Source organism: Flavobacterium filum DSM 17961, assembly GCF_000425465.1.
Taxonomy (GTDB): Bacteria; Bacteroidota; Bacteroidia; order Flavobacteriales; family Flavobacteriaceae; genus Flavobacterium; species Flavobacterium filum.
Map to the genome: position 1 here is coordinate 71,184 of NZ_KE384381.1, position 25,094 is coordinate 96,277.

Annotated in this window: 25 protein-coding genes and 1 tRNA gene; 6 read left to right on the forward strand and 20 right to left on the reverse strand. The window is 33.9% G+C overall.

What is annotated here, in order from left to right; translation table 11 throughout:
* Nucleotides 1-10 precede the first annotated feature (10 nt).
* Nucleotides 11-874: a sigma-70 family RNA polymerase sigma factor gene (locus H601_RS0113265; RefSeq protein WP_026711939.1), complete on the forward strand. Its 864-nt coding sequence runs from the start codon at nucleotides 11-13 to the stop codon at nucleotides 872-874.
* A gap of 234 nt (nucleotides 875-1,108) precedes the next feature.
* Nucleotides 1,109-1,768: a ribulose-phosphate 3-epimerase gene (gene rpe / locus H601_RS0113270; RefSeq protein WP_026711940.1), complete on the forward strand. Its 660-nt coding sequence runs from the start codon at nucleotides 1,109-1,111 to the stop codon at nucleotides 1,766-1,768.
* On the opposite strand, the gene H601_RS0113275 is transcribed toward rpe, so the two are convergent.
* The 17 genes from H601_RS0113275 to mraZ all read right to left on the reverse strand — a co-directional run bounded on the left by H601_RS0113275 (nucleotide 1,765) and on the right by mraZ (nucleotide 19,680).
* The gene (locus tag H601_RS0113275; RefSeq protein WP_026711941.1) at nucleotides 1,765-2,190 is read right to left on the reverse strand and encodes a CBS domain-containing protein; all 426 of its coding nucleotides are present in this window, start codon (nucleotides 2,188-2,190) and stop codon (nucleotides 1,765-1,767) included. The genes rpe and H601_RS0113275 overlap by 4 nt on opposite strands.
* 88 nt (nucleotides 2,191-2,278) lie before the next feature.
* Complete coding sequence (locus H601_RS0113280) at nucleotides 2,279-3,094, reverse strand: zinc-dependent peptidase (RefSeq protein WP_035656052.1); 816 nt, start codon at nucleotides 3,092-3,094, stop codon at nucleotides 2,279-2,281.
* A gap of 282 nt (nucleotides 3,095-3,376) precedes the next feature.
* Nucleotides 3,377-3,450 (reverse strand) — tRNA-Arg (locus H601_RS0113290).
* 40 nt (nucleotides 3,451-3,490) lie between these two features.
* Entirely contained in the window at nucleotides 3,491-3,940 is a 450-nt protein-coding gene (locus H601_RS0113295) for a GatB/YqeY domain-containing protein (RefSeq protein ID WP_026711943.1), read from the reverse strand.
* 99 nt (nucleotides 3,941-4,039) lie between these two features.
* Nucleotides 4,040-5,968, reverse strand: coding sequence for a cell division protein FtsZ (gene ftsZ / locus H601_RS0113300; RefSeq protein WP_026711944.1), 1,929 nt, complete (start codon nucleotides 5,966-5,968; stop codon nucleotides 4,040-4,042).
* Between the two features lie 38 nt (nucleotides 5,969-6,006).
* Nucleotides 6,007-7,362 carry a cell division protein FtsA gene (gene ftsA / locus H601_RS0113305; RefSeq protein WP_026711945.1) on the reverse strand — a complete coding sequence of 452 codons (1,356 nt, stop codon included), beginning with the start codon at nucleotides 7,360-7,362 and terminating at the stop codon, nucleotides 6,007-6,009.
* A gap of 6 nt (nucleotides 7,363-7,368) precedes the next feature.
* Nucleotides 7,369-8,094 (reverse strand): cell division protein FtsQ/DivIB, encoded by a 726-nt coding sequence (locus tag H601_RS0113310; protein ID WP_026711946.1) that lies wholly within the window; start codon nucleotides 8,092-8,094, stop codon nucleotides 7,369-7,371.
* Nucleotides 8,078-9,430, reverse strand: a complete 1,353-nt coding sequence (gene murC, locus H601_RS0113315; protein ID WP_026711947.1) for a UDP-N-acetylmuramate--L-alanine ligase — start codon at nucleotides 9,428-9,430, stop codon at nucleotides 8,078-8,080. Before murC ends, H601_RS0113310 begins: the two co-directional genes overlap by 17 nt.
* 36 nt (nucleotides 9,431-9,466) lie before the next feature.
* A complete protein-coding gene (gene murG, locus H601_RS0113320; RefSeq protein WP_026711948.1) occupies nucleotides 9,467-10,558 on the reverse strand; it encodes an undecaprenyldiphospho-muramoylpentapeptide beta-N-acetylglucosaminyltransferase in 1,092 nt (363 codons plus the stop codon).
* Nucleotides 10,555-11,868 (reverse strand): FtsW/RodA/SpoVE family cell cycle protein, encoded by a 1,314-nt coding sequence (locus H601_RS0113325; RefSeq protein WP_026711949.1) that lies wholly within the window; start codon nucleotides 11,866-11,868, stop codon nucleotides 10,555-10,557. The genes murG and H601_RS0113325 overlap by 4 nt, the downstream gene beginning before the upstream one ends.
* Nucleotides 11,869-11,965: 97 nt before the next feature.
* Nucleotides 11,966-13,297, reverse strand: coding sequence for a UDP-N-acetylmuramoyl-L-alanine--D-glutamate ligase (gene murD, locus H601_RS0113330; RefSeq protein WP_026711950.1), 1,332 nt, complete (start codon nucleotides 13,295-13,297; stop codon nucleotides 11,966-11,968).
* Between the two features lies 1 nt (nucleotide 13,298).
* Nucleotides 13,299-14,528 (reverse strand): phospho-N-acetylmuramoyl-pentapeptide-transferase, encoded by a 1,230-nt coding sequence (gene mraY / locus H601_RS0113335; protein WP_026711951.1) that lies wholly within the window; start codon nucleotides 14,526-14,528, stop codon nucleotides 13,299-13,301.
* 3 nt (nucleotides 14,529-14,531) lie between these two features.
* Nucleotides 14,532-15,995: a UDP-N-acetylmuramoyl-L-alanyl-D-glutamate--2,6-diaminopimelate ligase gene (locus H601_RS0113340; RefSeq protein WP_026711952.1), complete on the reverse strand. Its 1,464-nt coding sequence runs from the start codon at nucleotides 15,993-15,995 to the stop codon at nucleotides 14,532-14,534.
* Complete coding sequence (locus H601_RS0113345; protein WP_026711953.1) at nucleotides 15,992-17,986, reverse strand: penicillin-binding protein; 1,995 nt, start codon at nucleotides 17,984-17,986, stop codon at nucleotides 15,992-15,994. Before H601_RS0113345 ends, H601_RS0113340 begins: the two co-directional genes overlap by 4 nt.
* Nucleotides 17,977-18,324: an FtsL-like putative cell division protein gene (locus tag H601_RS0113350; RefSeq protein WP_026711954.1), complete on the reverse strand. Its 348-nt coding sequence runs from the start codon at nucleotides 18,322-18,324 to the stop codon at nucleotides 17,977-17,979. The genes H601_RS0113345 and H601_RS0113350 overlap by 10 nt, the downstream gene beginning before the upstream one ends.
* Entirely contained in the window at nucleotides 18,324-19,232 is a 909-nt protein-coding gene (rsmH, locus tag H601_RS0113355; protein WP_211223562.1) for a 16S rRNA (cytosine(1402)-N(4))-methyltransferase RsmH, read from the reverse strand. The genes H601_RS0113350 and rsmH overlap by 1 nt, the downstream gene beginning before the upstream one ends.
* Entirely contained in the window at nucleotides 19,207-19,680 is a 474-nt protein-coding gene (gene mraZ, locus H601_RS0113360; protein ID WP_026711956.1) for a division/cell wall cluster transcriptional repressor MraZ, read from the reverse strand. Before mraZ ends, rsmH begins: the two co-directional genes overlap by 26 nt.
* 391 nt (nucleotides 19,681-20,071) lie before the next feature.
* Between mraZ and H601_RS0113365 the strand changes: the two genes are divergently transcribed.
* Nucleotides 20,072-20,836, forward strand: coding sequence for an alpha/beta fold hydrolase (locus H601_RS0113365; RefSeq protein WP_026711957.1), 765 nt, complete (start codon nucleotides 20,072-20,074; stop codon nucleotides 20,834-20,836).
* Between the two features lie 28 nt (nucleotides 20,837-20,864).
* Nucleotides 20,865-21,476 (forward strand): ribosome biogenesis GTP-binding protein YihA/YsxC, encoded by a 612-nt coding sequence (gene yihA / locus H601_RS0113370; RefSeq protein WP_026711958.1) that lies wholly within the window; start codon nucleotides 20,865-20,867, stop codon nucleotides 21,474-21,476.
* A gap of 47 nt (nucleotides 21,477-21,523) precedes the next feature.
* Here yihA and H601_RS0113375 read toward each other — a convergent pair whose 3' ends face one another.
* From H601_RS0113375 to gldB, 3 genes are read right to left on the reverse strand one after another with little or no spacing between them, the layout of a single operon-like run.
* On the reverse strand, nucleotides 21,524-22,108 hold the full coding sequence (locus tag H601_RS0113375) for a hypothetical protein (protein ID WP_026711959.1): 585 nt from the start codon (nucleotides 22,106-22,108) through the stop codon (nucleotides 21,524-21,526).
* 40 nt (nucleotides 22,109-22,148) lie between these two features.
* Nucleotides 22,149-22,478, reverse strand: a complete 330-nt coding sequence (gene gldC, locus H601_RS0113380; protein WP_026711960.1) for a gliding motility protein GldC — start codon at nucleotides 22,476-22,478, stop codon at nucleotides 22,149-22,151.
* Nucleotides 22,478-23,434: a gliding motility lipoprotein GldB gene (gldB, locus tag H601_RS0113385; protein ID WP_026711961.1), complete on the reverse strand. Its 957-nt coding sequence runs from the start codon at nucleotides 23,432-23,434 to the stop codon at nucleotides 22,478-22,480. The genes gldC and gldB overlap by 1 nt, the downstream gene beginning before the upstream one ends.
* A gap of 102 nt (nucleotides 23,435-23,536) precedes the next feature.
* Here gldB and nadE point away from each other — a divergent pair, with 102 nt between their 5' ends.
* Both nadE and H601_RS0113395 read left to right on the forward strand, forming a co-directional pair.
* Nucleotides 23,537-24,352, forward strand: a complete 816-nt coding sequence (gene nadE / locus H601_RS0113390; RefSeq protein WP_035656057.1) for an NAD(+) synthase — start codon at nucleotides 23,537-23,539, stop codon at nucleotides 24,350-24,352.
* A gap of 109 nt (nucleotides 24,353-24,461) precedes the next feature.
* Nucleotides 24,462-25,091, forward strand: coding sequence for a response regulator transcription factor (locus H601_RS0113395; RefSeq protein ID WP_026711963.1), 630 nt, complete (start codon nucleotides 24,462-24,464; stop codon nucleotides 25,089-25,091).
* Nucleotides 25,092-25,094 lie beyond the last annotated feature (3 nt).

Sequence of the window (25,094 nt, forward strand, 5' to 3'; positions counted from 1 at the left end):
AAAAAATTAAATGAGACAGCTTAAAATCACCAAGCAGGTTACCAATCGTGAAACCGCTTCCCTAGACAAATACCTACAAGAAATTGGAAAAGTTGACTTAATTACAGCCGATGAAGAGGTTGAATTAGCTCAACGCATCAAAGCCGGTGATCAACGTGCTTTGGAAAAGTTAACCAAAGCTAACTTGCGTTTCGTAGTTTCGGTTGCAAAACAATATCAAAACCAAGGTTTAACCTTACCCGATTTGATTAATGAAGGAAACTTAGGATTAATTAAAGCGGCTCAACGTTTTGATGAAACTAGAGGTTTTAAATTCATTTCATATGCTGTTTGGTGGATTCGTCAATCGATTCTTCAAGCGTTGGCAGAACAATCTCGTATTGTACGTTTACCTTTAAATAAAATTGGTTCAATCAATAAAATCAATAAAATGTATGCTTTGTTAGAACAATCTAACGAACGTGCTCCTTCTGCGGAAGAAATTGCTAAAGAGCTTGACATGACGGTTAATGATGTTAAGGAAAGTATGAAAAATTCAGGTCGTCACTTGTCTATGGATGCTCCGCTTGTTGAAGGTGAAGATTCCAACTTATACGACGTTTTGCGTTCCGGAGAATCACCAAACCCGGATAGAGAATTAATCCATGAATCACTTCGTACTGAAATTGAGCGTTCATTAGAAACCTTAACTCCAAGAGAAGCAGATGTAGTACGTTTGTACTTTGGTTTAGGCGATCAACACCCAATGACATTAGAAGAAATTGGTGAAACATTTGATTTAACAAGAGAGCGTGTGCGTCAAATTAAAGAAAAAGCAATTAGACGCTTAAAACATACTTCAAGAAGTAAAATTTTAAAAACATACCTTGGATAATTTCCAAATAAAAGTAACAACAGTTTCATAACTGTTCGTTTTTTGATTGATGATTGAAACTCCGGCTGATTACCGGAGTTTTGCTTTTTAGGGGAGCAAAACTCCGGTCTGTTCGCTTCGCTCGGGTTTCCGGAGTTTTGCTTTTTTACTTTATCAACGAAACTTTTAAACTTTTAAACTTTTAAACTTTTAAACTTTTAAACTAAAATCTATCTTTGCACAAACAACAACACAATGAAAAACACACTAATTGCACCTTCTGTTTTAGCAGCTAATTTTGCCAACTTACAGCTTGATATTGAAATGATTAATGCCAGCGAGGCCGATTGGTTTCACATCGATATTATGGATGGTGTTTTTGTTCCGAATATTTCATTTGGAATGCCTGTTTTAGAAGCAATCAACAAACATGCAAAAAAAACAATCGATGTACATTTAATGATTGTTGACCCTGACCGTTACATCAAAACGTTTGCACAGTTGGGTGCTCACAACTTAACCGTTCATTACGAAGCATGTACTCATTTGCACCGTACACTTCAAGCGATTAAAGCAGAAGGAATGAAAGCTGGAGTTGCTTTGAATCCTCACACACCAGTACGTTTATTGGAAGACATTATTAATGATATAGATTTAGTTTGCTTAATGAGTGTAAATCCCGGTTTTGGCGGACAATCGTTTATAGAAAATACGTATAAAAAGGTAAAAGAGCTTAAAGAAATCATTACTCGTAACAATGCAACCACTCTAATCGAAATTGATGGCGGAGTTACCAACAAAAATGCCAAACAACTTGCAGGTGCAGGTGCAGATGTTTTAGTGGCCGGAAACTTCGTTTTTAAAGCTGATAATCCAACTCAAACAATTGCTGAGTTAAAGAAACTGTTGAGTTAATTCGCATATTGTTCTAACAAATACTTAATAATATCAGTTGTTGTAACGATACCCACCAACAATTGACCTTCAACAACCGGTAAAGCATGAAATTCTTTAGTAGCCAGAATTTGTGCTGTTTCTTTAATTGTAGTATCCGGTGAAACGGTTACTAACTTTTTAGCCATTACTTGCTCTACAGTAAACATATTATAAACAGTAACATCTACTACTTCATCTTCGTCATCAATAGCATCTACAAAAGAAATGCGAAGTAAATCGGTGTAACTAAGCATTCCAACAATCTGGTTACTACTTACTACCGGAATATGACGAATATGGTGCTTTTTAAATAATTGTTCAGCCTTAGTCAAATCATCTGTTAGATTCAACTTTATCACATTTTTAGACATGATGGACGAAATAGGAACATTTTTTTTCATGACGATTAAATTAATGCTCAAATTTCAGGTTAACTTTAGGAAATAAAAATGAGGAAAATCATTTCTTTTTACCTTAAAAATTAGTACATTATGACTTCTCTTGAAAATTTATCATTTTTCTTACTTTTTCATATAATTCCGGAAAGTCACGTTTCAAATCATTAGGAGTTTCAAAAAAATGTTCCATTAAAACGGCCATAAATTCAAATTGATTGGTATAGGCATAAGGTCTGAGATAGCTAGCATCTTCAAGTCGCTTTTGCACATGAGGTTGTGATATAAATGCAATAATTCTATTGAATTTTTCACTAAACAATAGGGCACTTATATCATCGCTACGTTTGCTATGAAAATGTATTGCGTGCGTAAACTCATGTAACCCTAAATTATAATTATCATTATCTACATTAATACCCTCCATAAAATCTTCCCAAGAAAAAACAATTGCTCTCATCCTAGGATTAAATTCTCCTTTGTGCCATTCATCATTTACAGTTGAATAATATGGTGTTGGATAAATTATAATTTTATCAAAAACATCCAATAAATACTTCCGCATTCCGAAAGTAAGTTTTACAGCCGTTGAGGCAAGAATTATTTTCATATCTTCCGTCAAGACTAAATCTTCCTTTGCTATAAATTGATAATGCTTCATGAATTTTACCACTCGATGCCGAAAATAGTGTTGTTGTTTGAGTGATAATCGATTATAAAAGGCAAAATGATTTTTGATTACTTGGTGTTTGGAAATAGGCAAATCCAATTTAACCGGATAGAAGTGAACATATATTGGCTTTTCAGCCAACTTTACACTAAAATAATCGAGAATACCAATAACAACTCCAATAAATAGAGCAATTACAACTAGAAATAAAAGTATAGTGATTATTGCGATGAATATCATTTCTGTTAAAAAACTAAATATAGAAATTAAAAATGAAATGAATGCAACTTATGGTATAATTCAGAAAAATTTTACCATTTTAATTTTGAATTATGATTGTGCTTTCTCTTTTGAAATATTATAAATTATGAAATTTATTTTAAACAAGCTTAATTTTTGCAAAAGGATTGCCAGTTGCTATCCCTTAAATCTACTCCCGAAACTTCGGGATGAAAGTCTTAATCCCAATCTAAAATGCTCAAGCAAGCTTGGACATTTTAAATTGGGATTAAGACTTATATGTGACCGCGAAGGGATTCGAACCCCCAACCCTCAGAGCCGAAATCTGATATTCTATCCAGTTGAACTACGCAGCCATTTTGTATTTTCGGATTGCGAATCTACACTATTTTTTTATTATGCCAAAAGCTTTTTTACAATAGTTGAAATGGTTTTCCCGTCTGCACTTCCGGCTAATTGTTTTGAAGCTAAACCCATCAATTGACCCATACTAGCCATTCCGGAAAATCCATTTTCTTTAATTAATTGACTAATTACCTCTTCTATTTCTGCTTCAGTTAATTGCTTAGGCAAGAATTTTTCAATTACAGCCGCTTGTTGTATCTCCGGATCAGCTAAATCTTGTCTTCCTTGTTGGATATAAATAATAGCACTATCCTTACGTTGTTTTACCAGACGTTGCAACAACTTAATCTCGTCTTCTTGAGTTAATTCTTCTTTGGCTCCGCCTTCTGTCAAAGCTAATAAAATAGCCGATTTAACTGCTCTTAATGCTTCTAAAGCCAATGTGTCTTTGGCTCTCATTGCATTTTTTATTTCGTCATTAATTTGAATTTGTAAACTCATTTTATATGTTTAATTACATTATTTTTCGTTGTGCAAAGGTAAAAAAATAACCCGAGAATCATTTTCATTCTCGGGCTAAATTCAAGTTGTTTGAGTTAGTTAATCTACATTGTCATGAAGAAAAGAATTGTTTGAACGCAATTGAGCGTCATTATTACTATCTAATCCTAACGACATTCTAGATTGATTTTGTTGAGGCGTATTATTTGGCAATTCAACACCTTGTCTTTTATAAGCCGGAACTTTTTCTAATTCGTCTAAACGTGTTGAATTGGTATGAAACTTATAATTAAAATCTTTTAATTTTTTTCTACGCTCATCTGCACGCATTTTCAATGTTTCTTCAATCGTAAGTTCATTCAACGGATTGATATTTTCACCAAAACTTTCACTAAAAGCAGTAGGAGTTGATTCTACTTTTTTCAACGTAATGTTTAATTCCTCATTGATTGGCTCTTCTACTATATTTACAACTGGTTTTGAAGCCAATAACTCGTTTTCTACTTCCATATATTCTTCCAAAGAATAACGAACCACACCTGTTTCATTAACCTCTGTCATTGGAATCACCTGCATTGGATCATTCACTTTGATTTCATTTGTTAAATCTGGAGTCAAATCAAAATAAATTGGTTTTTCTTCTTCAATAATCCTATTTGTAGTAATATCAAATGAAAGTGTTGTTTGTTCTTTTTCAACAATTACAAATTCCGGTTCACGAACAAAAATTTCTCTAATTTCAGGAGTTGTTTGTAACAATTGGTTCTCACTAAATGGCGAAACCAATTCAAAACTCACCTCAATATTTTTGATGGAATCAGTAGTTGGAATTAAATCAGAGACCATTTGAGGTTCAATTACCTCTAATTCATCTAGTAATTTAAACACAATTTTATCTTCTGATTCCACATTAGCGTTTCCCAATTCTGTTTCATTTGTGGTTGGGAAAACAGTTTTTTGAGAAAGATCTATTGTATTCGTTTGATTTTCTTCTAATGAATGAATAATCTTTTTAGGCTCAGCATTGACAATTTCTTTTTGTTGTTCAACATTAAAACCGGTAGCAATAATGGTCACCGCGATAGAATCACCTAGGGCTTCATCTTCACCAACCCCCATGATAATATTGGCATTAAAACCAGCTTCTGCTTGAATATGATCATTGATTTCTCCGATTTCGTCTATGGTAATTTCAGCAGTTCCCGAAACGATAAGCAACAATACGTTTTTGGCACCGGTAATTTTATTATCATTTAACAAAGGAGAATCTAACGCTGCTACAATGGCGTCTTTTGCTCTGTTATCACCAGAAGCAATGGCAGAACCCATGATAGCTGTTCCGCTATTTGACAATACGGTTTTAGCGTCTTTAAGGTCAATATTTTGTGTGTAGTGATGTGTTATTACTTCAGCAATTCCTCTTGAAGCGGTAGCTAATACTTCATCAGCTTTTGAAAATCCGGCTTTGAAACCTAAATTTCCGTAAACTTCTCTTAATTTATTATTGTTGATAACAATCAAAGAATCTACTTGCTTACGCAATCTTTCAACACCGGCCATAGCTTGTTCTGAACGTACTTTCCCTTCAAATTGGAATGGAATCGTAACGATACCAACAGTAAGAATGTCTTTTTCCTTAGCCATTTGAGCAATTACAGGTGCTGCACCGGTTCCTGTTCCACCACCCATTCCTGCGGTGATGAAAATCATTTTTGTGTTTTGGTCTAACAACTTATCAATATCTTCCATGCTTTCTAAAGCAGATTGCTGACCTACTTCAGGATTTGCACCAGCTCCTAAACCTTCTGTTAAGTTGACACCTAACTGAATTTTATTGGGCACAGGACTGTTTTGAAGAGCTTGTGAGTCTGTATTACAAACCACAAAATCTACCCCTTTGATACCTTGTTTAAACATGTGATTGATGGCGTTACTACCTCCGCCGCCAACACCAATTACTTTAATTACATTTGATTGATTTTTTGGTAAATCAAATGAAATGCTTCCAAAATCTGAGTTGCTTATCATATTATTTGGTTTTATTCATTTATGCCAACTTTGCCTATTTATTCGGCATTGTCTAAAAATTCTTTTATTCTTTCTACATATTTATCGAAGAAAGAACGTTTTATTTGTTCTGTACTTTCTTTTTTAACTTCTACAGGTTTTGGGGCTTCTGCAATAGGTTCTTGTTTTGGTTCTTCTTTTTTAACATCAGTAGTTACCGATTCCATTTCTGACATTAGAATAGCACTTTTTGTGTTATTGTTAATGCTATTCATCATCAATCCAACTGCCGTTGCATATAATGGGCTAGATAATTCTTCATCTGAATTTCCTGCTAAATGTTCGTTTGGATAACCAATACGAGTGTCCATTCCGGTAATATATTCTACTAACTGTTTGATGTGTTTTAATTGAGAACCACCTCCGGTTAACACAATTCCGGCAATTAATTTCTTTTTAGGATCATCACAACCATACGATTTAATTTCATCGTACACTTGCTCAATGATTTCAACTACTCTGGCATTGATGATTTTGGAAAGATTTTTCAATGAAATCTCTTTTGGTTCTCTTCCGCGAAGTCCAGGAATAGAAACAATTTCATTGTCTTTATTTTCACCTGGCCAAGCAGAACCAAATTTCACCTTTAACAATTCAGCTTGTTTTTCAATTATTGAACATCCTTCTTTTATATCATCCGTTATTACATTTCCACCAAAAGGAATAACCGCAGTATGACGAATGATTCCGTCTTTAAAAATAGCTAAATCAGTTGTTCCACCACCAATATCAATCAATGCAACACCGGCTTCTTTTTCTTCTTGGCTTAAAACAGCATCAGAAGAAGCTAACGGCTCAAGTGTTAATCCGGAAAGTTCAATTCCGGCACTTTGAATACAACGACCAACGTTTCGGATAGATGCTGCATGACCAACCACCACATGGAAACTACTTTCTAGTCGGCCACCATACATTCCGATTGGTTCTTTTATCTCACCTTGACCGTCAATTTTAAATTCTTGCGGCAATACATGAATGATTTCTTCACCCGGCAACATTGCCAATTTATGCACTTGACCAATTAATTGCTCAATATCTTTATCGCTAATTACCTCTTCGGCTTTACTTCTACTAATGTAATCACTATGCTGAATACTGCGAATATGTTGACCTGCAATACCAACCACAACATCTTTAATCATATAACCAGAATTCTCTTCCGCCTCTGCAATAGCCGCCTGAATAGATTGAATGGTTTGTGTAATATTATTTACAACACCACGATGAACACCTAAACTTTTGGACTTTCCAACTCCTAAAATTTCAAGTTTTCCGTACTCATTTTTACGACCAATCATGGCCACAATTTTTGTGGTTCCAATGTCTAATCCTACGGCAATGTTTTCATTTTTCATATGCTTCTATTTTGTGCAAACTACTTGTTGCGTGAATTTCAGGTTGACGATTTTATATTTTTGAATGGAACTGTCTTGAACCGCTTTTTGAAAAAAGGCTTTATAGTTCTTAAATTTCCTTTCCATTTGAATCGTTTTACCAAACTCTATGTCATAATCATAATTTCTATTCTTCATAATAACGCTACCGGAAGGCAAAACTTTCACTCCAATGATGTTTTTTTTCAAAAAATCATCTTGGTAAATTAACCGAAATAACTCGTTTAATTTTTCGTTATCCTTAACGTTATTTCCCCCCGATAAGATTGGAACTCTTGCAGAATGAATGTCTGACAAGGGCATCTTAGTTCCCTTACTATCAATATAGTAGGATTCTTGATAATCAAACACTCTTGCAATAGGCGTCTTCTGTTTTACATCGGCTTTTAACAAGCCATCCACACTCACATACACCTCTGCTTTTTCAACCATTGCATGTTGGTTGATAGAGTTTTCCAAATCATTCAAATCTAAAGCAACTTTCCTAATACTGGAAGCATCTTTTTTATTTTCTATTAACAATTTATTAACCGTTTCGTGCGTGATAAAAAGTTGCTCTCCAACCTCAAATTCAACTACTGCATTTGTTAATTTTCTGTTCTCATTTCGCTTGCCTGTAAAAGAAAACAAGAAGCCCACAAGTCCTATTAACAAGACTAACCGAATGTTTTTCCAATTAAAGTACTTTTTCATATAACTTGCTTTTTATTGCACTAACCATTTCACCTATATCTCCTGCTCCTATAGTTACAACTACTTCGGCATTTGATTCAAAAATGGTTGAAATAAGTTGTTCTTTTTGCACTAATACTTTTGTGGGATTATCAATTTTATTCAATAACCAAGAAGAGGTTATTCCTTCCATTGGAAGTTCTCTTGCCGGATAAATTTCCATAACGATAATTTCATCAAATTGGGCTAAACTTTTTGCAAAATCATCTGCAAAATCTTTCGTTCTACTGAACAAATGCGGTTGAAAAATGGCTAACACTTTTCGTTGGGGATACAGTTCTCTAACCGCTTGATGTACCGCATTTATCTCAGTAGGATGATGAGCATAATCATCAATAAAAACCAATTTTTCTGTTTTAATTTGATAGGAAAACCTTCTTTTAATTCCATGGAATGTACCTAAAGCTTTGACAATACTGTCGGTTGGGGTGCCATACGTTTTTGCCATTGCCAAAGCCATAAGTGCATTCATTAAATTGTGTCTTCCCGGCAAATGAAATTGTATATTTTGAATTAATTCTGTTGGTGTTTGTACATCAAAAACATAACTACTGTTTTCGATTCGAATATGATGTGCCACAAATGATCCAATTCCTTCAATTGAAATCTTTGTTCCATCCAATGGCAAGTCACTTGGAATAAACAAATTCTTTTTCTCAGGAACGCGATTAGCGAATTCTTGAAATGCAGCTTGAATGGTTTCCGTATTTCCATAAATATCCAAATGGTCAGCATCCATTGAAGTGATGCAAGCCATATCGGGATGTAGATGTAAAAACGAACGATCAAATTCGTCTGCTTCAACTACTGTAACTGTTTTTCCGGTTCCTATTAAATTAGAATTATAATTTTCAACTATTCCACCTAAAAAAGCGGTCACATCTACTCCACTTTGAAACAAAATATGTCCCAAAATACTGGAAGTTGTAGTTTTTCCGTGTGTTCCGGCTACGGCAAAACAAAACGTATCTTTTGTGATGATTCCTAATACTTCCGCTCTTTTTTTAATCACAAAACCATTATTTTTCAAATGATTCCATTCAGAATGATGAGCCGGAATAGCCGGTGTGATGATCACCAATGTATTCTCTTTTTCAAAAGAAGAAGGAATATGTTTTATATCATCTTCAAAGTGAATCTGCATGCCTAATCCGGTCAGTTCTTTGGTGAGTTCGGTTTCGGTTTTGTCATAACCCGCGATATTTTTCCCTAAAAAGGTAAAATAGCGAGCAAGTGCACTCATTCCGATGCCTCCGATACCAATAAAATAAACATTATGGATTTGATTTAGATTCATATACTTATCCCAAAACTCCTAAAGGATTTTATGGTTTTATTTTTTTAATAGTTTACTAATTTCTTTTACAATATCTATAGTTGCATTTGGTTTAGCCAATTTTAAAATTTGACTTCCCAATTCATTTTGCTTTATCTCGTCGTTGACTAAATTTGAAAAAACAGCTTCAAATTTTTCGTCAAGTTCATTTTCTTTTAATAGAACGGCTCCTTTTTTATCTTCAATTGCCTTTGCGTTTTTAGTCTGATGATCTTCAGCGACATTTGGTGATGGAATAAAAATGACCGGTTTTCCAACCAAACAAAGTTCAGAAACAGAGGAAGCTCCCGCTCTGGAAATGATAAAATCAGCTGCCGCATATACCAAATCCATTCTATCAATAAAGGAAACCACTTTCACATTTGGTCTTGCAAAGTGAATGTATTCTTCAAAATAGAGTTTTCCGCATTGCCAAATCACTTGAATATTTTGACTGGTAATAAAATCAATTTCTTTTGCAATCAATTGGTTGATTCGACGAGAACCTAAACTTCCGCCTAACACTAACAACGTTTTTTGAGTGGCATCTAATGTAAAATAGGTCAGAGCATCCCATTTTTTACTTTCGATGGAAATTAAATCTTCTCGTACTGGGTTGCCCGTTATTTTTATTTTGTCTTTTGGAAAAAAACGCTCTAAATTTTCATAGGCTACACAAATTACTGAAGCTTTTTTACTCAAAATTTTATTTGTTATTCCGGGATATGAATTTTGCTCTTGCACAACAATTGGAATGTTCATCATTGCCGCAACTTTTAATAAAGGACCGGAAGCAAAACCACCGGTTCCGATTACCACATCCGGTTGAAAAGAACGAATGATTCGAAATGATTTGAGTAAACTATCGATAACTTTTACCGGAAACATTAAATTTTGTAATGTCAATTTTCGTTGTAATCCTGAAATCCATAATCCTTTGATAGGATAACCTGCTTGTGGCACCTTTTGCATTTCCATCTTGTCTTTTGCCCCCACAAAAAGGATTTCGCAATCCGGATAATGCACTTTTAATTCATTTGCAATAGCAATTGCCGGGTAAATATGACCACCGGTTCCTCCACCACTTAGTATGAATTTATAGTTTTTCATTTGTTTAAAACTGCATTCATCGGATTATCTTCAATAGAATAATCATCCTTATCATTTTCTGCTTGCTCCTTATTTTTCAATGCTTCTTCATCTTCTTTAAGCTGCTTGTCAATCATTTTTTCAAGAGCAGCATCACGCATAGCTTTTTCTTTGTTTTCGGCTTTAATTTCTTCTTCTTTTTTGGTAACATTTAAAATGATTCCTAAAGCGATACAGGTTACCCAAATAGAACTTCCACCACTACTGATTAGCGGCAAGGTTTGTCCGGTTGTTGGCAATAATTCTACTGCAACTCCCATATTAATTAAAGCTTGAAAGACAATTGGAAAGCCAATTCCAACAATGAGTAATTTACCAAATAATGAATTCGCTTTATGAGCTGCCACAACAAAACGGAAGAACAAAAGCATATAAATTCCAAGAATTATCAAACCTCCGAATAACCCAAATTCTTCCACAATAATGGCATAAATAAAATCGGAAGAAGATTGAGGTAAAAAATGTTTTTGTACACTTTTACCCGGGCCTAAACCATACACTCCACCAGAAGCGATTGCTGTTTTTGCTCTTTCAATTTGATATACTTCATCTGGGTCTTGCACATCATCTTTAAAAAATCTTTCAATACGAGATTCCCATGTATTTACACGAGAAGTGAGTGGATTAGGAAAGGCTTTTGCTATCAAAATAAAAAAGGCAAAAGAAACAATTCCAATTCCTAAAATTGATCCGATATATTTTAAAGGATACTTACCAATGAACACCAACATTAAAATCATACTAAAAATGAGTGCCGCAGTTGAAAAGTTGGCCGGTAAAATAAACATGAGTGTGATTCCGACCGGCAACCACAAATCGATAAAAGATGATTTGAAAGTGATAGGTTGTTCTCTCGTTTTTGACAAATAACGGGCCACAAAAATCATTAAAACGATGAATGCAAAAGTTGAAGGTTGAAACGAAATTCCAACAAAGGGCAATTGAATCCACCGACTTGCATTTGCTCCGGCTATTACTGTTCCTTTGAATAAAGTATAACCCAAAAGCAACCAAATAAATGGCAAAGCAATTCTAGAAATACTTCTAAAATAATGATACGGAATTTTATGAATACGATAAATAATAAAAAAACCGAATGTCACATGAACCAAGTGCTTAATCAAATAACTGACCGTATTACCTGTTCCTTTTCCTGCATAAGCTAAATTACTACTTGCACTAAATACCGGCATAAAGGAAAACAGAGCCAATAGAGCTACTAATGCCCAGATGACTTTATCTCCTTTTAAACTTTTTATTAGTGCTAACATACTTTACTTTTTTTCCTGCTTCGCAGGAGATTTCTATTTCGACTCCGTCATCTTGCGAAATGACAAAAAGTCTTTATTCAAAATAACATCCTTCTTCCTACAGATTCCGAACAGCTTGTTTGAATTGTCTTCCCCTGTCTTCGTAGTTTTCAAACAAATCAAAGCTGGCACAAGCCGGTGACAATAATACCGTGTCTCCTCTTTCGCTTAAATGTTGAGCGGTTCTCACTGCATCATTCATAGAAGTCACTTCCACCATCACATCAACCACATTTCCGAAAGCATCAATGATTTTTTTATTTTCAACACCCAAACAAATAATTGCCTTTACTTTTTCTCTAACCAAAGGCATCAATTCCGTGTAATCATTTCCTTTATCAACACCACCAACTATCCAAACCGTAGGAGTTGACATACTATCTAAAGCAAAGAAAGTAGCATTCACATTCGTCGCTTTACTGTCATTTATATATTGCACATTTTGAATTTTCAACACACGCTCCAATCGATGTTCAACCCCTTGAAAATTAGATAAACTTTCTCTGATAGTTTGTTTTCTGATTCTCATTAATTGAGCAACAGAAGTAGCCGCCATAGCATTTTTCATGTTGTGTTTACCTTCTAAAGCCATTGCTTTAGTTTCCATTGTAAATTCTTCTTCGTTGATGTACATTTCCATAGTGTCGTTGTTTATAAATCCTCCCTTTTTATACTTTGTTATAAGCGAAAAAGGTATTAGTTGTGCTTTTGTTTTGTTGTGTGTTAACCAATTCATTGTGGCTTCATCATCGGCATCATAAATCAAATAATCACTTTCGGTTTGATTCATGGTGATCCGAAATTTAGAAGCGATATAATTTTCATATTTATATTCGTATCGATCTAAATGATCCGGGCTAATATTTGTTAAAATGGCAATATGTGGCTTATAGTTAATGATTCCGTCGAGTTGAAAACTGCTTAATTCGAGTACATAAACATCAAAATCTTCATCGGCTACTTGCCATGCAAAACTTTTTCCGATGTTTCCGGCCAATCCAACATTCAAACCACCTGATTTCAACAAATGATACGTGAGCATTGTTGTAGTAGTTTTTCCATTACTCCCGGTGATTCCGATGGTTATTGCCGATGTAAAAGGAGCCGCAAATTCAATTTCAGAAATCACAGGAATTTGCTTTTCTTTTAATTTTTTTACGATAGTAACTTTATCAGGAATACCCGGACTTTTCATTACCACATCCGCATTCAGAATCAACTCTTCTGTATGTTGTTCCTCTTCCCAAGGAATATCATTAAGTACAAGAACTTCTTTATAATTATCTTTAATTTTTCCAAAATCAGACAAGAAAACATCGTATCCTTTTTTCTTCCCCAGTATGGCTGTTCCCACACCGCTTTCTCCTCCTCCTAAAACTACCAATCTCATTTTATCTCAATTTCAAGGTTACAATGGAAAGAATAGCTAGTAAAATTCCAACAATCCAAAAGCGGGTTACAATTTTGCTTTCGTGATAGCCCTTTTTCTGATAATGATGATGCAATGGCGACATGAGAAAAATGCGTCTTCCTTCGCCAAACTTCTTTTTGGTATATTTAAAATAACTTACTTGTAAAACAACTGATAAATTTTCGGCTAAGAAGATTCCACAGATAACCGGAATCAATAATTCTTTACGAATGGCAATCGCAATTACCGCAATAATTCCACCAATAGTCAAACTCCCTGTATCGCCCATAAAAACAGCAGCCGGATAACTGTTGTACCATAAAAACCCAATTAATGCTCCAACAAAAGCGGAAATGAAAACCGTCATTTCTCCTGAGTTGGGGATATACATGATATTGAGATAATTGGAGAAAATAATATTACCCGAGACAAACGTAAAAATACCTAAGGTCAAAACTGAAATAGCAGAAGTTCCGGCTGCTAAACCATCGATACCGTCGGTGAGATTGGCCCCATTTGAAACTGCTGTGATAATAAAAATGACAATCGGAATAAAGATTAACCAAGCCCAATTTTCATAACCATCACCTAAAAAAGACAATAAATCAGCATATTCTAATTCATTATTTTTAAAGAAAGGAATCGTGGTAGCCGTAGATTTTTCTTCCAACGGAATGGAATTAACCACCGTTTCAGTTTGTGGTTGTAAAATATTTGAACGTTGCGTATCTTTTCTTACTGTTACACCCGGATTGAAATACAAAACGGAACCAACAATTAATCCCAAACCAACTTGACCAATAACTTTGAATTTGCCTTTTAGTCCTTCTTTATCTTTTTTAAAGATTTTTATGTAATCATCTATAAATCCGATAGTTCCCATCCAAAGTGTGGTAACTACTAACAGAATGATATAAATATTATCCAATTTTGCCAATAAAAAAACCGGAATCAAAGTGGCCATGATGATAATTAAACCACCCATAGTTGGCGTTCCCGCTTTTTGAGTTTGTCCTTCAAGTCCTAATTCACGAACTGTTTCTCCAACTTGTTGATTTCTTAAAAAGTTAATCACTCTTTTACCATAAATTGTAGAAAGCAGCAACGATAACAAAACGGCTAACCCTGAACGAAATGTTATATATTGGAATACTCCGGTTCCCGGAACATCCATCGATTTGTCTAAATAATCAAATAAATAATATAACATAGGTTATTGATTTTGTATTGCTAAAAATTCTTTAACTACTTCCATATCATCAAAATGATGACGAACACCTTTTATTTCTTGATAGGTTTCATGACCTTTCCCTGCAATTAAAATAATATCATTGGGTTGAGCCAATTGACAAGCTGCTTTTATGGCTTGTTTTCTGTCTAAAACAGTCAACATTTTACGGTGATTTTGTGGCTCTACCCCTTTTTCCATATCGGCTAAAATGGCTTCCGGATCTTCACTTCTCGGATTATCAGAAGTTAAAATTGTTTTATCGCTATTTGAAGTAGCGATGTTGGCCATTAATGGTCGTTTAGTTTTATCTCTATCGCCTCCACAACCCACTACTGTAATTAGCTGTTCGTTTTTGGTACGAATGTCATTAATGGTATTTAATACATTTTCAAGAGCATCCGGCGTGTGAGCATAATCAACAATTGCTGTTATTTTTGAATCAGAAACAACAAATTGAAAACGGCCTGAAACACTCTCCAATTCAGATAAAAGACGAAGTACTTCTAATTCATCAAGCCCTAACTGAACCGCAGTTCCATAAATAGCTAACAGATTATAGGCATTAAATGTTCCGATTAGTTTTACCCAAACTTCATTATTATTGATTTTTAAAAGCAGACCACTCAATTGATTTTCTAAAACGGTTGCTTTGAAATCGGCATACGTCTTTAGAGCATACGTTAATTTTCGTGCTTTTGTATTTTGAAGCATTAAACTTCCATTCTTATCATCGATATTAGTGATGGCAAAAGCTGATTTAGGTAAAAAATCAAAAAACGCTTTTTTTACATCGCGGTATTCAGCAAATGAAGCGTGATAATCCAGATGATCATGAGATAAATTGGTAAAAATCCCACCTACAAAATGTAGAGCTTCCGTTCTTTTTTGATGAATACCGTGAGAGCTTACTTCCATAAAACAAAACTCAACGCCTGCTTTATTCATCTCAGATAAATAATAATTAATGGTCAATGAATCCGGCGTAGTATGTGTGGCAACATATTCAACCTCATCTACTAAAATCTTTACTGTTGAAAGCAATCCAACTTTATATCCTGCTTTTTTAAACAATTGATAGAGAAGTGAGGAAATAGTTGTTTTCCCATTTGTACCCGTAATACCTACTAATTTTAAATTTTGAGAAGGATTATCGTAGTAATTAGCTGCCAAAAACGCCAAAGCTAAATTGGTGTCTTTTACTTGAACATAAGTTACACCATTAACAATTAATGAAGGAAACGTATCACACACAATTACAGCAGCACCTTGATTTAAGGCTTTTTCAATAAAATCATGACCGTTTGAAACAGTTCCTCTGATGGCAACAAAAACATCATTTAATTCCACTTTTCTGGAATCAAATTCAATTTTTTGAATAGCAACATCAGTTGAACCTTTAACGGCTTCAATGCTAACTTTGTATAATATGTCTTTTAGCGTTTTCACGATAATTCTAATATAATTGTGCTGTTTTTTTGCAAGGCTTCTCCCGGCTGAATGGATTGTTTTTTAACTTTTCCAACGCCAATCACTTTTACTTTCACTTTTAAATTTTCCAAAAGAGCAATAGCATCCATTCCTGACATTCCTTTTACATTTGGAATGGTTTTCATTTCTTTGGAAGCATTCGTATAAAACGTTTCGTAATTTTTTTCTTGAAGCGGAATTGGCTTTTCTAAATTTTTAATTTCATTTGTGGAAGGCACATCTGTAAAAACTTTCTGTGCAATTCGTTTGAATACCGGTCCGGAAACATCTGCACCGTAATATCCTTTTGATTTACTTGGTTTATGTACCACTACTATACAAGAATATTTTGGCTCATCTGCCGGAAAATAACCCACAAATGAAGACGCATAATAAAGATTGGCTTTGTCAGCGTAACCCACTTGAGCCGTACCTGTTTTTCCGGCCATTGAAAAATCTTTTGAATACAATTTTGAACCCGTTCCACGTTTTACAACATTTTCGAGTACAACTTTTACTTTATCAATCGTTTCTTTTGAGGCTATTTGAGGATTGATTACTTCTTTATCAAATTGTTTGATAGGCTTATTCCATTCTTTTATTTCACTTACAAAAATGGGTTTTACCATTTCACCATTGTTAGCTATCGCATTGTATAAAGTCAACGTTTGAAGTGGCGTCATGGAAACTCCGTAACCATAAGCCATCCAAGGTAAAGTAGTTCCGTACCAATTTTTTGCACCGGGTTGAGGAATAATAGGTTTTCCTTCTCCTTTGATTTGAAGACCTAATGGTTGATTCAATTTCATCCGATTAATATGTTCTACAAATTTTTTCGGATTGTTTTTATAATTTTCATACACCGCCTGAACCAATACTGTATTAGAAGATACTTCAAACCCTTTGGCTAGCGAAATTTTTCCGTAACCTCCTTTTTTTGAATCTCTAACTCTTCTGTTAAAATAAGAAATCTCTCCACCTCTGGAATCATAAACCGTATTGGTATCGGCCAATCTATCTTCAAAAAGAGCAATTAAATCAAGTAATTTGAATGTTGAACCCGGCTCATGCGATTCCGAAACTGCATAATTGATGGTCTCTGTATATTGACCATTTTCATTTCTGCCAAGATTTGAAATTGCTTTTACATGTCCGGTTTCTGTTTCCATTACCACTACACATCCATGCTCCGCTTCATAATATTCAAGTTGTTTCAACAATGCATGGTGGGCAATATCTTGAATATAAACATCAATTGTCGAAATAATATCAAATCCGTCTTGTGGCTCCACTTCATTTTCATCTCGAATGGGCTTCCATTGCCCTTTTGCCATTTTTTGCATTAATCGTTTGCCGTCTTTTCCATTTAAATAATCTTTAAATGCCCATTCAATTCCTTTACCATCAGGCTCACCGTTTGGTTTGATGCGTTCATAACCAATTGTTCGTTCTGCTACTAATCCAATTGGATGTTCGCGAACGGTTTTTTGTTCTGTAATTAAACCACCTTTATATGCCCCTTTATTGAACAATGGAAAACTTTTGATTTTCATGTATTCCGTATAGCTTAAGTTTCTGGCTAACAAATAATAGCGATTTTTATTCGAACGAGCTTTTAACAATTCCGTTTTATAATATTGAGCCGGTCTTTTCAATAATTTTGATAAGGAATCGCACAACGGTTGCAAATTTTTATTGAAATCTTCTGCTTTAGGTGCCATCGCATCAAAACGAAGTGTATAATTTGGAATAGAAGTCGCTAACAAACTTCCGTCAGAAGAATAAATATTCCCTTTATTGGCCGGAATAACGAAATTTTTAACCGTTCGTTCTTTGGCTAAATTTCGATAATATTCACCTTCAACCCACTGAATATTAGTCAATTTTACAGCAATAGCAATAGCGATAATAAGCATAAAAAATGCTACTATATAAATTCGATAAGCAATATGTTTATCTTCTACTGCCATATTTTTTCTGTAAACGATTTTTCTTTAGGTTTAACAACTCTTATTTTGGTTGGTGGCACTGAGGAAGGAAAAATTCCTCTTTCTTCCATTTTTTTGGAAACTGTACTTTCCATTTTTAATTTCATTAATTCTGAACGACGATCTACAAATTCTGAACGCAATTCTTTTACTTCTTTATTCAATTCAACAATTCTGAAAATTTTTTGCTCATAATGATGAATATTTGCAATCATTATAATCGCCAGAATGATCAGAAATACGATGAACTTCCAGTTTTTAACCGCATCTTGATTAATCAAAAACTTGGCTCTTAATATGTCATAAACACTCGCTTTCATTATATTTTTTCAGCAATTCTTAGTTTAGCACTTCTGGCTCGATTGTTTATCTTAATTTCTTCTGCATCAGGCACAATTAACTTTCCAATGGTTTTGAATGGAACAGAAAAATTACCATAAAAGTCACGTTCGGGCTCTCCTTCAAACATGCCATTTTTAATAAATCGCTTTACCAAACGGTCTTCTAAGGAATGGTATGATATCACACTAAGCCTTCCTCCCGGAAGCAATATTTCTTCCGCTTGAACTAAAAACTCTTTCAACACATCCATTTCTTCATTCACTTCAATACGAATCGCTTGATAAATTTGAGCTAAGATTTTATGACTCTTATGAGCCGGTAAAAATTTTGACAAAACTTGTTTTAAGTGTTCCGTATTTTTTATAGGCTTATCTTTTCTTGCATTTACAATTGTATTAGCGATTGCCCCTGCATTTGACAATTCTCCAAAATCAGCAAACACTTTTTTCAGTGAAGCTTCATCATATTCATTAATTACTTTAAAAGCGTTAAGTTCTCCTTTTTGACTCATTCGCATATCGAGTTCCGCTTCAAAACGGGTAGAAAAACCTCTTTCCGCTACATCAAATTGATGGGACGAAACCCCTAAATCAGCCAAAATTCCATTTACTTGTCGAATGCCATGAAATCGTAAAAAACGTTTTATAAATCGGAAATTTTCATTGATTAAGCGAAATCTTTCATCCGGTAAAGCGTTTGCTAAAGCATCTTCATCTTGATCAAAAGCAAACAATTTTCCGTTTGACCCTAAACGTTTTAAAATTTCTTTAGAATGGCCTCCACCGCCAAAAGTTACATCAACATATACACCATCAGGTTGTATATTCAAACCATCAACGGAAGCCGAAAGCAAAACCGGATTATGATATTCCATTGTCATCATCATTTACATTGCCCATTACTTGTTCCGCTAAATCAGCAAAATCTATTGCTGCATCGTCTATCGATTTTTCATACAAATCTTTATCCCAAATTTCCACAATATTTACCGCTGATGACAATACTATCTCTTTACGGATAGAAGCAAAAGCCACTAAATCTTTTGGAATCAAAAGTCTTCCGGTAGTATCAATTTCTACCACTTTTACACCGGCAGTGAAACGACGAATAAAATCATTGTTTTTCTTCACAAACCGATTAAGCTTGTTCACTTTTGCCATTAAAATATTCCACTCAGCCATCGGATACAATTCCAAACACGACTGAAAAACAGAACGCTTCAAAACAAAACCATCTTGCAATGAAGAAGCCAATTGCTTTTTCAATGGAGCAGGAAGCATCAAGCGTCCTTTCTCATCGACCTTACATTCATATGTTCCAATGATGGTATTCAAGCAGTTATAATTTTATTCGTTTGCTAGCAAATATAAAAACATTTTACCACAATTTACCACAAAATACCACTTTGTTAATAAGTTTTACCACTTAAGAAAAAAATAAAGAAATTCAATTCTTCCATTTCTTTGAAAATTTGATTACAAAAGCAATTTGATTGATTACTTTTTTTGATTTTTTACATGTTTTTAACAAAATCAATTTTTATTATTTAACAAAAAGAAAATATTACCACAACCCTAAATCATTAATAATTTGACAATTAAACAGTTGAAACGGATAGAATCTAAAATTTAGACTTTTCACCCAATAACTTGAAATAAACCATTCAATCCTTCTTTTTATAGGATAAAATCATATATTTGTGAGGAATTGAAAGAAACATTTTTAATGAAAGAAAACTTTAAAAAAGAAGGCAAGTACACTTATTTTGAAGCTGGAGAAGGCACGCCAATTATCGTTTTACACGGACTAATGGGTGGATTGAGCAACTTTGATGGTGTAGCTAATTTTTTTCCAAAACACGGTTTTAAAGTTGTTATTCCGGAGCTGCCATTATACACCCAAAATATTTTAAAAACCAACGTAAAAGCCTTTTCTAAGTTTGTAAAAGACTTTATCACTTTTAAAGGTTACGAACGTGTTATTCTATTAGGAAATTCTTTGGGTGGTCATGTTGGTTTATATTTCACCAAAATGTATCCTGAAAAGGTTGCCGCTTTAGTTTTGACCGGAAGTTCAGGTCTTTATGAAAGTGCAATGGGCGATTCATACCCAAAAAGAGGCGATTATGAATATGTGAAACAAAAAACTCAAAATGTTTTTTATAAGCCTGAAATCGCTACAAAAGAATTAATTGATGAAGTATTTAGCATAGTAAATGATCGCATTAAAGTTATTAAGACTCTGACGATTGCTAAAAGTGCGATTCGGCATAACATGGCAAAAGATTTACCCAAAATGCATGTTGCAACGTGTTTAATTTGGGGAAAAAACGATACTGTAACACCACCTGAAGTTGCCAATGAATTCAATAAACTATTACCTAATTCAGAATTATTTTGGATTGAAGAATGTGGCCACGCTGCTATGATGGAACATCCAGAGAAATTCAACACAATTCTATTGGATTGGTTGAAAAAACATAATTTTTAAAAGTCCGATTGGGCTTTTTTGTACAAACATGAAAATAAATACTGCTGAATTTGTTATTAGTAACTCTGATGTTAGCAAATGTCCGAAAGATCCTCTACCGGAATATGCTTTTATTGGCCGTTCAAATGTTGGAAAATCATCGCTGATTAATATGATTACCAACCATAAAAGTTTGGCAAAAACATCTTCTAAACCAGGTAAAACTCAGTTAATCAATCATTTTAAAATCAACAATAATTGGTTTTTAGTGGATTTACCCGGTTATGGATATGCAAAAGTTTCCAAAAAAACCAAAGATACTTTCCAACAATTTATTACCGATTATTTCGAAAAAAGAGAACAATTGGTGTGTGCTTTTGTATTAATCGACATTCGTTTAGAAGCTCAAAAAATTGATTTAGAATTTATCAATTATCTTGGTGAAAGCGAGATCCCTTTTTGCTTAATTTTCACCAAAGCAGATAAAATTGGTAAGACTAAAGTTCAAAACCATATAGCTGCTTATAAAAAGCAATTGCTCGCTAATGATTGGGAAGAAATGCCTCCTTTTTTTGTAAGTTCATCATTGGAAGGCACAGGAAAAGATGAAATTCTTCATTATATTGACCAAATCAACCAAGACATCTTTAAACAAAAATAAAAAGGGAAAATTCTACAATTTCCCCTTTAATATTTGATTTGTAAGATTTAATTATAGCTTAGTAATTCCAGAAGGAAAAAACCATCTGCGTCTTCTTTAATGTTTCCAACTTCATCATTCCAATAAACATAAGAATCATTTATAGTAGTTGTTGTACTGTATTTGAATACCTTACACGTAAAGGTTCCGGCTGGAACTGTAACCACTTCATTAACCGAAATAACTTCATGGGTAACGACAGATCCATCAGGACGAGTTACACTCCAAGTGTCGCCTAATTGAGCATTTTTTTTATATATTTTTGCAAAATAATCATCATTATTGTTTGAATCTGACAACAAAAAGTCACCTTCTTGTTTGTGCAAATCAGTAGCTGTTTGAAGTAATGAGCCTTCCGGATTAAATGTTTCCCTTGTCACTAAAAAACCATCACCATTACAATTGCCATAAGTAAATTTAATAGTCCCAACATTAAAACCAAATTGAGCAAAGGAATAAGTAAATGATTTTCCTGTTTGCACAAATGGAATTGACGTTGTACAATTTGAGGAAGACGAGCTATCATCATCTCCACCACAACTAATTAATGTTGCAAATGACAATACGGCCAAAAACGTTGAAATTTTTTTCATTTTTATTTAAAATTTAATTGAGTAGCAAATATAAATTCTTTTACTTCAATTCCAATTTTTCAGCAAAGTATTCACAAAAATCCCTCATGGTGTCGGCCATTTTATCATCGGTAGTTGCTCGTTGAAAAGTATCGGCCATAGCTACCAAAGTTTGATGAAAAAATATTTTCATTTCATCAACCGGCATATCTTTTGTCCACAAATCAATTCGAAGTGATTCTTTCGCTTTGGAATCCCAGATTGAAAGCATGATGGCTTTGGTTTCCTGGTTTTCAATTCCGCCATCTTTAACGGTCCAATTTAACGATTCAGGCACTTTATTTTCATCAAGGGTGATGTCAAATTTTATTTCAGAAGTTTTGGAGTACATTATTTCTTGGGTTTATATTTTGAATTTGTAAAAATATCTTTGGCATCCATCAATAACATTTCTTGAATGGAAACATCATTGTTTTTCATGTAGGAACGAACAATTTGCCAACCAATCCAAACGCCGGTTCGACCAGGAGATTCTTGATCAACTTCTAAATAAAATTTTGAGAAAGGAGCCGGTGCAATGAATCGATGTACCAATTTGCTATCGGTATCAAAAAGGATATTTTCTTCAATAAAATACCGCCACATTTCACTTTGATTCTCTTCACACCATTTGAATTGATCTTCTGTGTAGCCTATTTTATGATAATCGGTGTAAGTTGGCAATAAAATATCTTTTAGATACATTTCTTTTCCAAAATAAATCATTTGAGAAAGAAAACTTTTATCTCTGACCGGAGCAATAACACGAGTTGAAAAATCAGAAACTATATCAGGTAAAATTTGTGATTTTTCAAATGTTTGTCTGAAATAATCCGGAAACTCATAAAACTTATGTTCTTTACCAAGGTATAAATCTAGTGATATCAAGACAACCGAATCATTATAAATTACTTTATTTTCATAATCCATTTCAGAAATAAGTGTAATGACTTTTTCAGGTTTCTTTTGGTTTGGGAAATAAAAACTAATGTGACGAAACAATTCTTCAATCTCGGTCAAAACCGGACTAAAATCCTTGTATTCCTTTTGAACTTCAGCATATAATTCACGGTAAAGCGGATCTTGAATTTTAGCCATAAAAACCGAATCGGGAATCTGTTTTGGAAAAAAAACAGAATGTTGTTGGCGAAAAGCAGAGAAATCATCCACGGGACATTCATACATCAACTGTTCAAATCGCTCTAATTGTAAACGAATTGGAATGGCTTCAATTTCTTTTTCAATCGCCGATTTTTTATCACACGACCAAAACATAGAAAACATAAGAATCAAAAATACTTTCTTCATAAAAGGACAAAAGTTTTGTAGTTAAAACAGTATATTTATTACTTTTACTTTTTTTAAATCACGGTGCAAATATACTGCTCCAATTAGATAAGTTTGTAAAAGATGTCACAAAAAAACAACACCCTTCATATTGAAAAAACAGTTGATTTTATTGTAAATTGGTTAAAAACATATGCAGAGAACGCAAAAGTAAATGGTTTTGTTGTAGGTGTTTCGGGTGGAATTGACAGTGCGGTAACTTCTACATTATGTGCCATGACCGGTTTTAAAACCATTTGTATTGAACTGCCAATACATCAAGCTATTTCGCAAGTGAATCGAAAAAAGGAACACATTTCTCAATTAAAAAATCGATTTGAAAATGTGGAAAGTTTATCTATCGATTTAACTTCAACCTTTGAAGAATTTAAAAAGAATGTTCCGGAATCAGAAAAAATTGATAAATTTAATTTATCGCTGGCCAATTCCCGTTCACGGTTGCGAATGACAACTCTATATTACATTGCAGGAATTCATGGTTTACTGGTTGCCGGAACCGGAAATAAGGTAGAGGATTTTGGGGTTGGATTTTACACCAAATATGGTGATGGTGGGGTAGATTTGAGTCCGATTGCAGACTTAATGAAATCAGAAGTGTATCAAATTGGTCGGTTTTTGCGAGTACCACAATCAATCTTAGAAGCTGTTCCAACAGATGGCTTGTTTGGTGATGACCGAAGCGATGAAGACCAATTAGGAGCCAGTTATGACGAATTAGAATGGGCCATGCTTCAAGCTGAGCAAGGAAAAGAAGCCGCATCATTTGAAGGTAGAGATTTAGAAATTTTTAACATTTACAAACGGCTAAATTTAGCTAATCAACACAAAATGAAGCCAATCCCTGTTTGTGAAATTCCTAAGGAATTAAGACAAATCTAAAATATTTCTTAATTATTTTAACCAAAAAAAACGTAGGGTTAAAAAAAAACACTATCTTTAACAGCCCTAAAAAATTATTAATCATTTTTCAACTAAAATACCACTTATTATGATTAAAGTTTGTTTAGCCGATAATCAGCCTGTTGTACACTTCGGGGTGAAATCGTATTTTAAAGACCACGCTGAAATTAGTGTTGTAGGCCATGTAGGGAATTACAACATGATTTTAGACATGTTAAAAATTAAACCCATTGATATATTAGTGTTAGACCTCGAATTAGAAGGATTAACAAGTATCAATTTGGTTAAATACATTTTAAAGGAATTTCCAAGTACAAAAATCATTATTTTCAGTAATCTTTCTGAGAATATTTATGCTCCGAATGCCTTGAAAGCAGGTGTTTCTGCTTATTTACATAAAACATCCAAATTGGAAACACTTGGAAATGTGATTGTGAAAGTAAATAACGGAGCTGTTATTTTTAATGATACCATCAAAAAGAATTTAGCTTTAATTGCAAAACAAAACAAAAGCGAAAGATTGTATCGCAAACTTTCTAATCGTGAAATTGAAGTACTTCGCTTTCTAAGTGATGGAAAGAAAAACAACGAAATCTCTAAAATATTAGGATTAAATGAAAAAACCATCAGTACTTATAAACTGAGGTTGCTGACTAAACTGAATGTTACAAATCTTGTGGATCTGGTGAACAAAGCCAAAACACTGGAAATTGTATAGCAA

Excerpts from the sequence above, each read along its gene's own strand:
- H601_RS0113265 (WP_026711939.1), top strand. The coding sequence starts at position 11 with ATGAGACAGCTTAAAATCACCAAGCAGGTTACCAATCGTGAAACCGCT.
- rpe (WP_026711940.1), top strand. The coding sequence starts at position 1,109 with ATGAAAAACACACTAATTGCACCTTCTGTTTTAGCAGCTAATTTTGCC.
- H601_RS0113275 (WP_026711941.1), bottom strand. The coding sequence starts at position 2,190 with ATGAAAAAAAATGTTCCTATTTCGTCCATCATGTCTAAAAATGTGATA.
- H601_RS0113280 (WP_035656052.1), bottom strand. The coding sequence starts at position 3,094 with ATGATATTCATCGCAATAATCACTATACTTTTATTTCTAGTTGTAATT.
- H601_RS0113295 (WP_026711943.1), bottom strand. The coding sequence starts at position 3,940 with ATGAGTTTACAAATTCAAATTAATGACGAAATAAAAAATGCAATGAGA.
- ftsZ (WP_026711944.1), bottom strand. The coding sequence starts at position 5,968 with ATGATAAGCAACTCAGATTTTGGAAGCATTTCATTTGATTTACCAAAA.
- ftsA (WP_026711945.1), bottom strand. The coding sequence starts at position 7,362 with ATGAAAAATGAAAACATTGCCGTAGGATTAGACATTGGAACCACAAAA.
- H601_RS0113310 (WP_026711946.1), bottom strand. The coding sequence starts at position 8,094 with ATGAAAAAGTACTTTAATTGGAAAAACATTCGGTTAGTCTTGTTAATA.
- murC (WP_026711947.1), bottom strand. The coding sequence starts at position 9,430 with ATGAATCTAAATCAAATCCATAATGTTTATTTTATTGGTATCGGAGGC.
- murG (WP_026711948.1), bottom strand. The coding sequence starts at position 10,558 with ATGAAAAACTATAAATTCATACTAAGTGGTGGAGGAACCGGTGGTCAT.
- H601_RS0113325 (WP_026711949.1), bottom strand. The coding sequence starts at position 11,868 with ATGTTAGCACTAATAAAAAGTTTAAAAGGAGATAAAGTCATCTGGGCA.
- murD (WP_026711950.1), bottom strand. The coding sequence starts at position 13,297 with ATGAGATTGGTAGTTTTAGGAGGAGGAGAAAGCGGTGTGGGAACAGCC.
- mraY (WP_026711951.1), bottom strand. The coding sequence starts at position 14,528 with ATGTTATATTATTTATTTGATTATTTAGACAAATCGATGGATGTTCCG.
- H601_RS0113345 (WP_026711953.1), bottom strand. The coding sequence starts at position 17,986 with ATGGCAGTAGAAGATAAACATATTGCTTATCGAATTTATATAGTAGCA.
- H601_RS0113350 (WP_026711954.1), bottom strand. The coding sequence starts at position 18,324 with ATGAAAGCGAGTGTTTATGACATATTAAGAGCCAAGTTTTTGATTAAT.
- rsmH (WP_211223562.1), bottom strand. The coding sequence starts at position 19,232 with ATGATGATGACAATGGAATATCATAATCCGGTTTTGCTTTCGGCTTCC.
- H601_RS0113365 (WP_026711957.1), top strand. The coding sequence starts at position 20,072 with ATGAAAGAAAACTTTAAAAAAGAAGGCAAGTACACTTATTTTGAAGCT.
- yihA (WP_026711958.1), top strand. The coding sequence starts at position 20,865 with ATGAAAATAAATACTGCTGAATTTGTTATTAGTAACTCTGATGTTAGC.
- H601_RS0113375 (WP_026711959.1), bottom strand. The coding sequence starts at position 22,108 with ATGAAAAAAATTTCAACGTTTTTGGCCGTATTGTCATTTGCAACATTA.
- gldC (WP_026711960.1), bottom strand. The coding sequence starts at position 22,478 with ATGTACTCCAAAACTTCTGAAATAAAATTTGACATCACCCTTGATGAA.
- gldB (WP_026711961.1), bottom strand. The coding sequence starts at position 23,434 with ATGAAGAAAGTATTTTTGATTCTTATGTTTTCTATGTTTTGGTCGTGT.
- nadE (WP_035656057.1), top strand. The coding sequence starts at position 23,537 with ATGTCACAAAAAAACAACACCCTTCATATTGAAAAAACAGTTGATTTT.
- H601_RS0113395 (WP_026711963.1), top strand. The coding sequence starts at position 24,462 with ATGATTAAAGTTTGTTTAGCCGATAATCAGCCTGTTGTACACTTCGGG.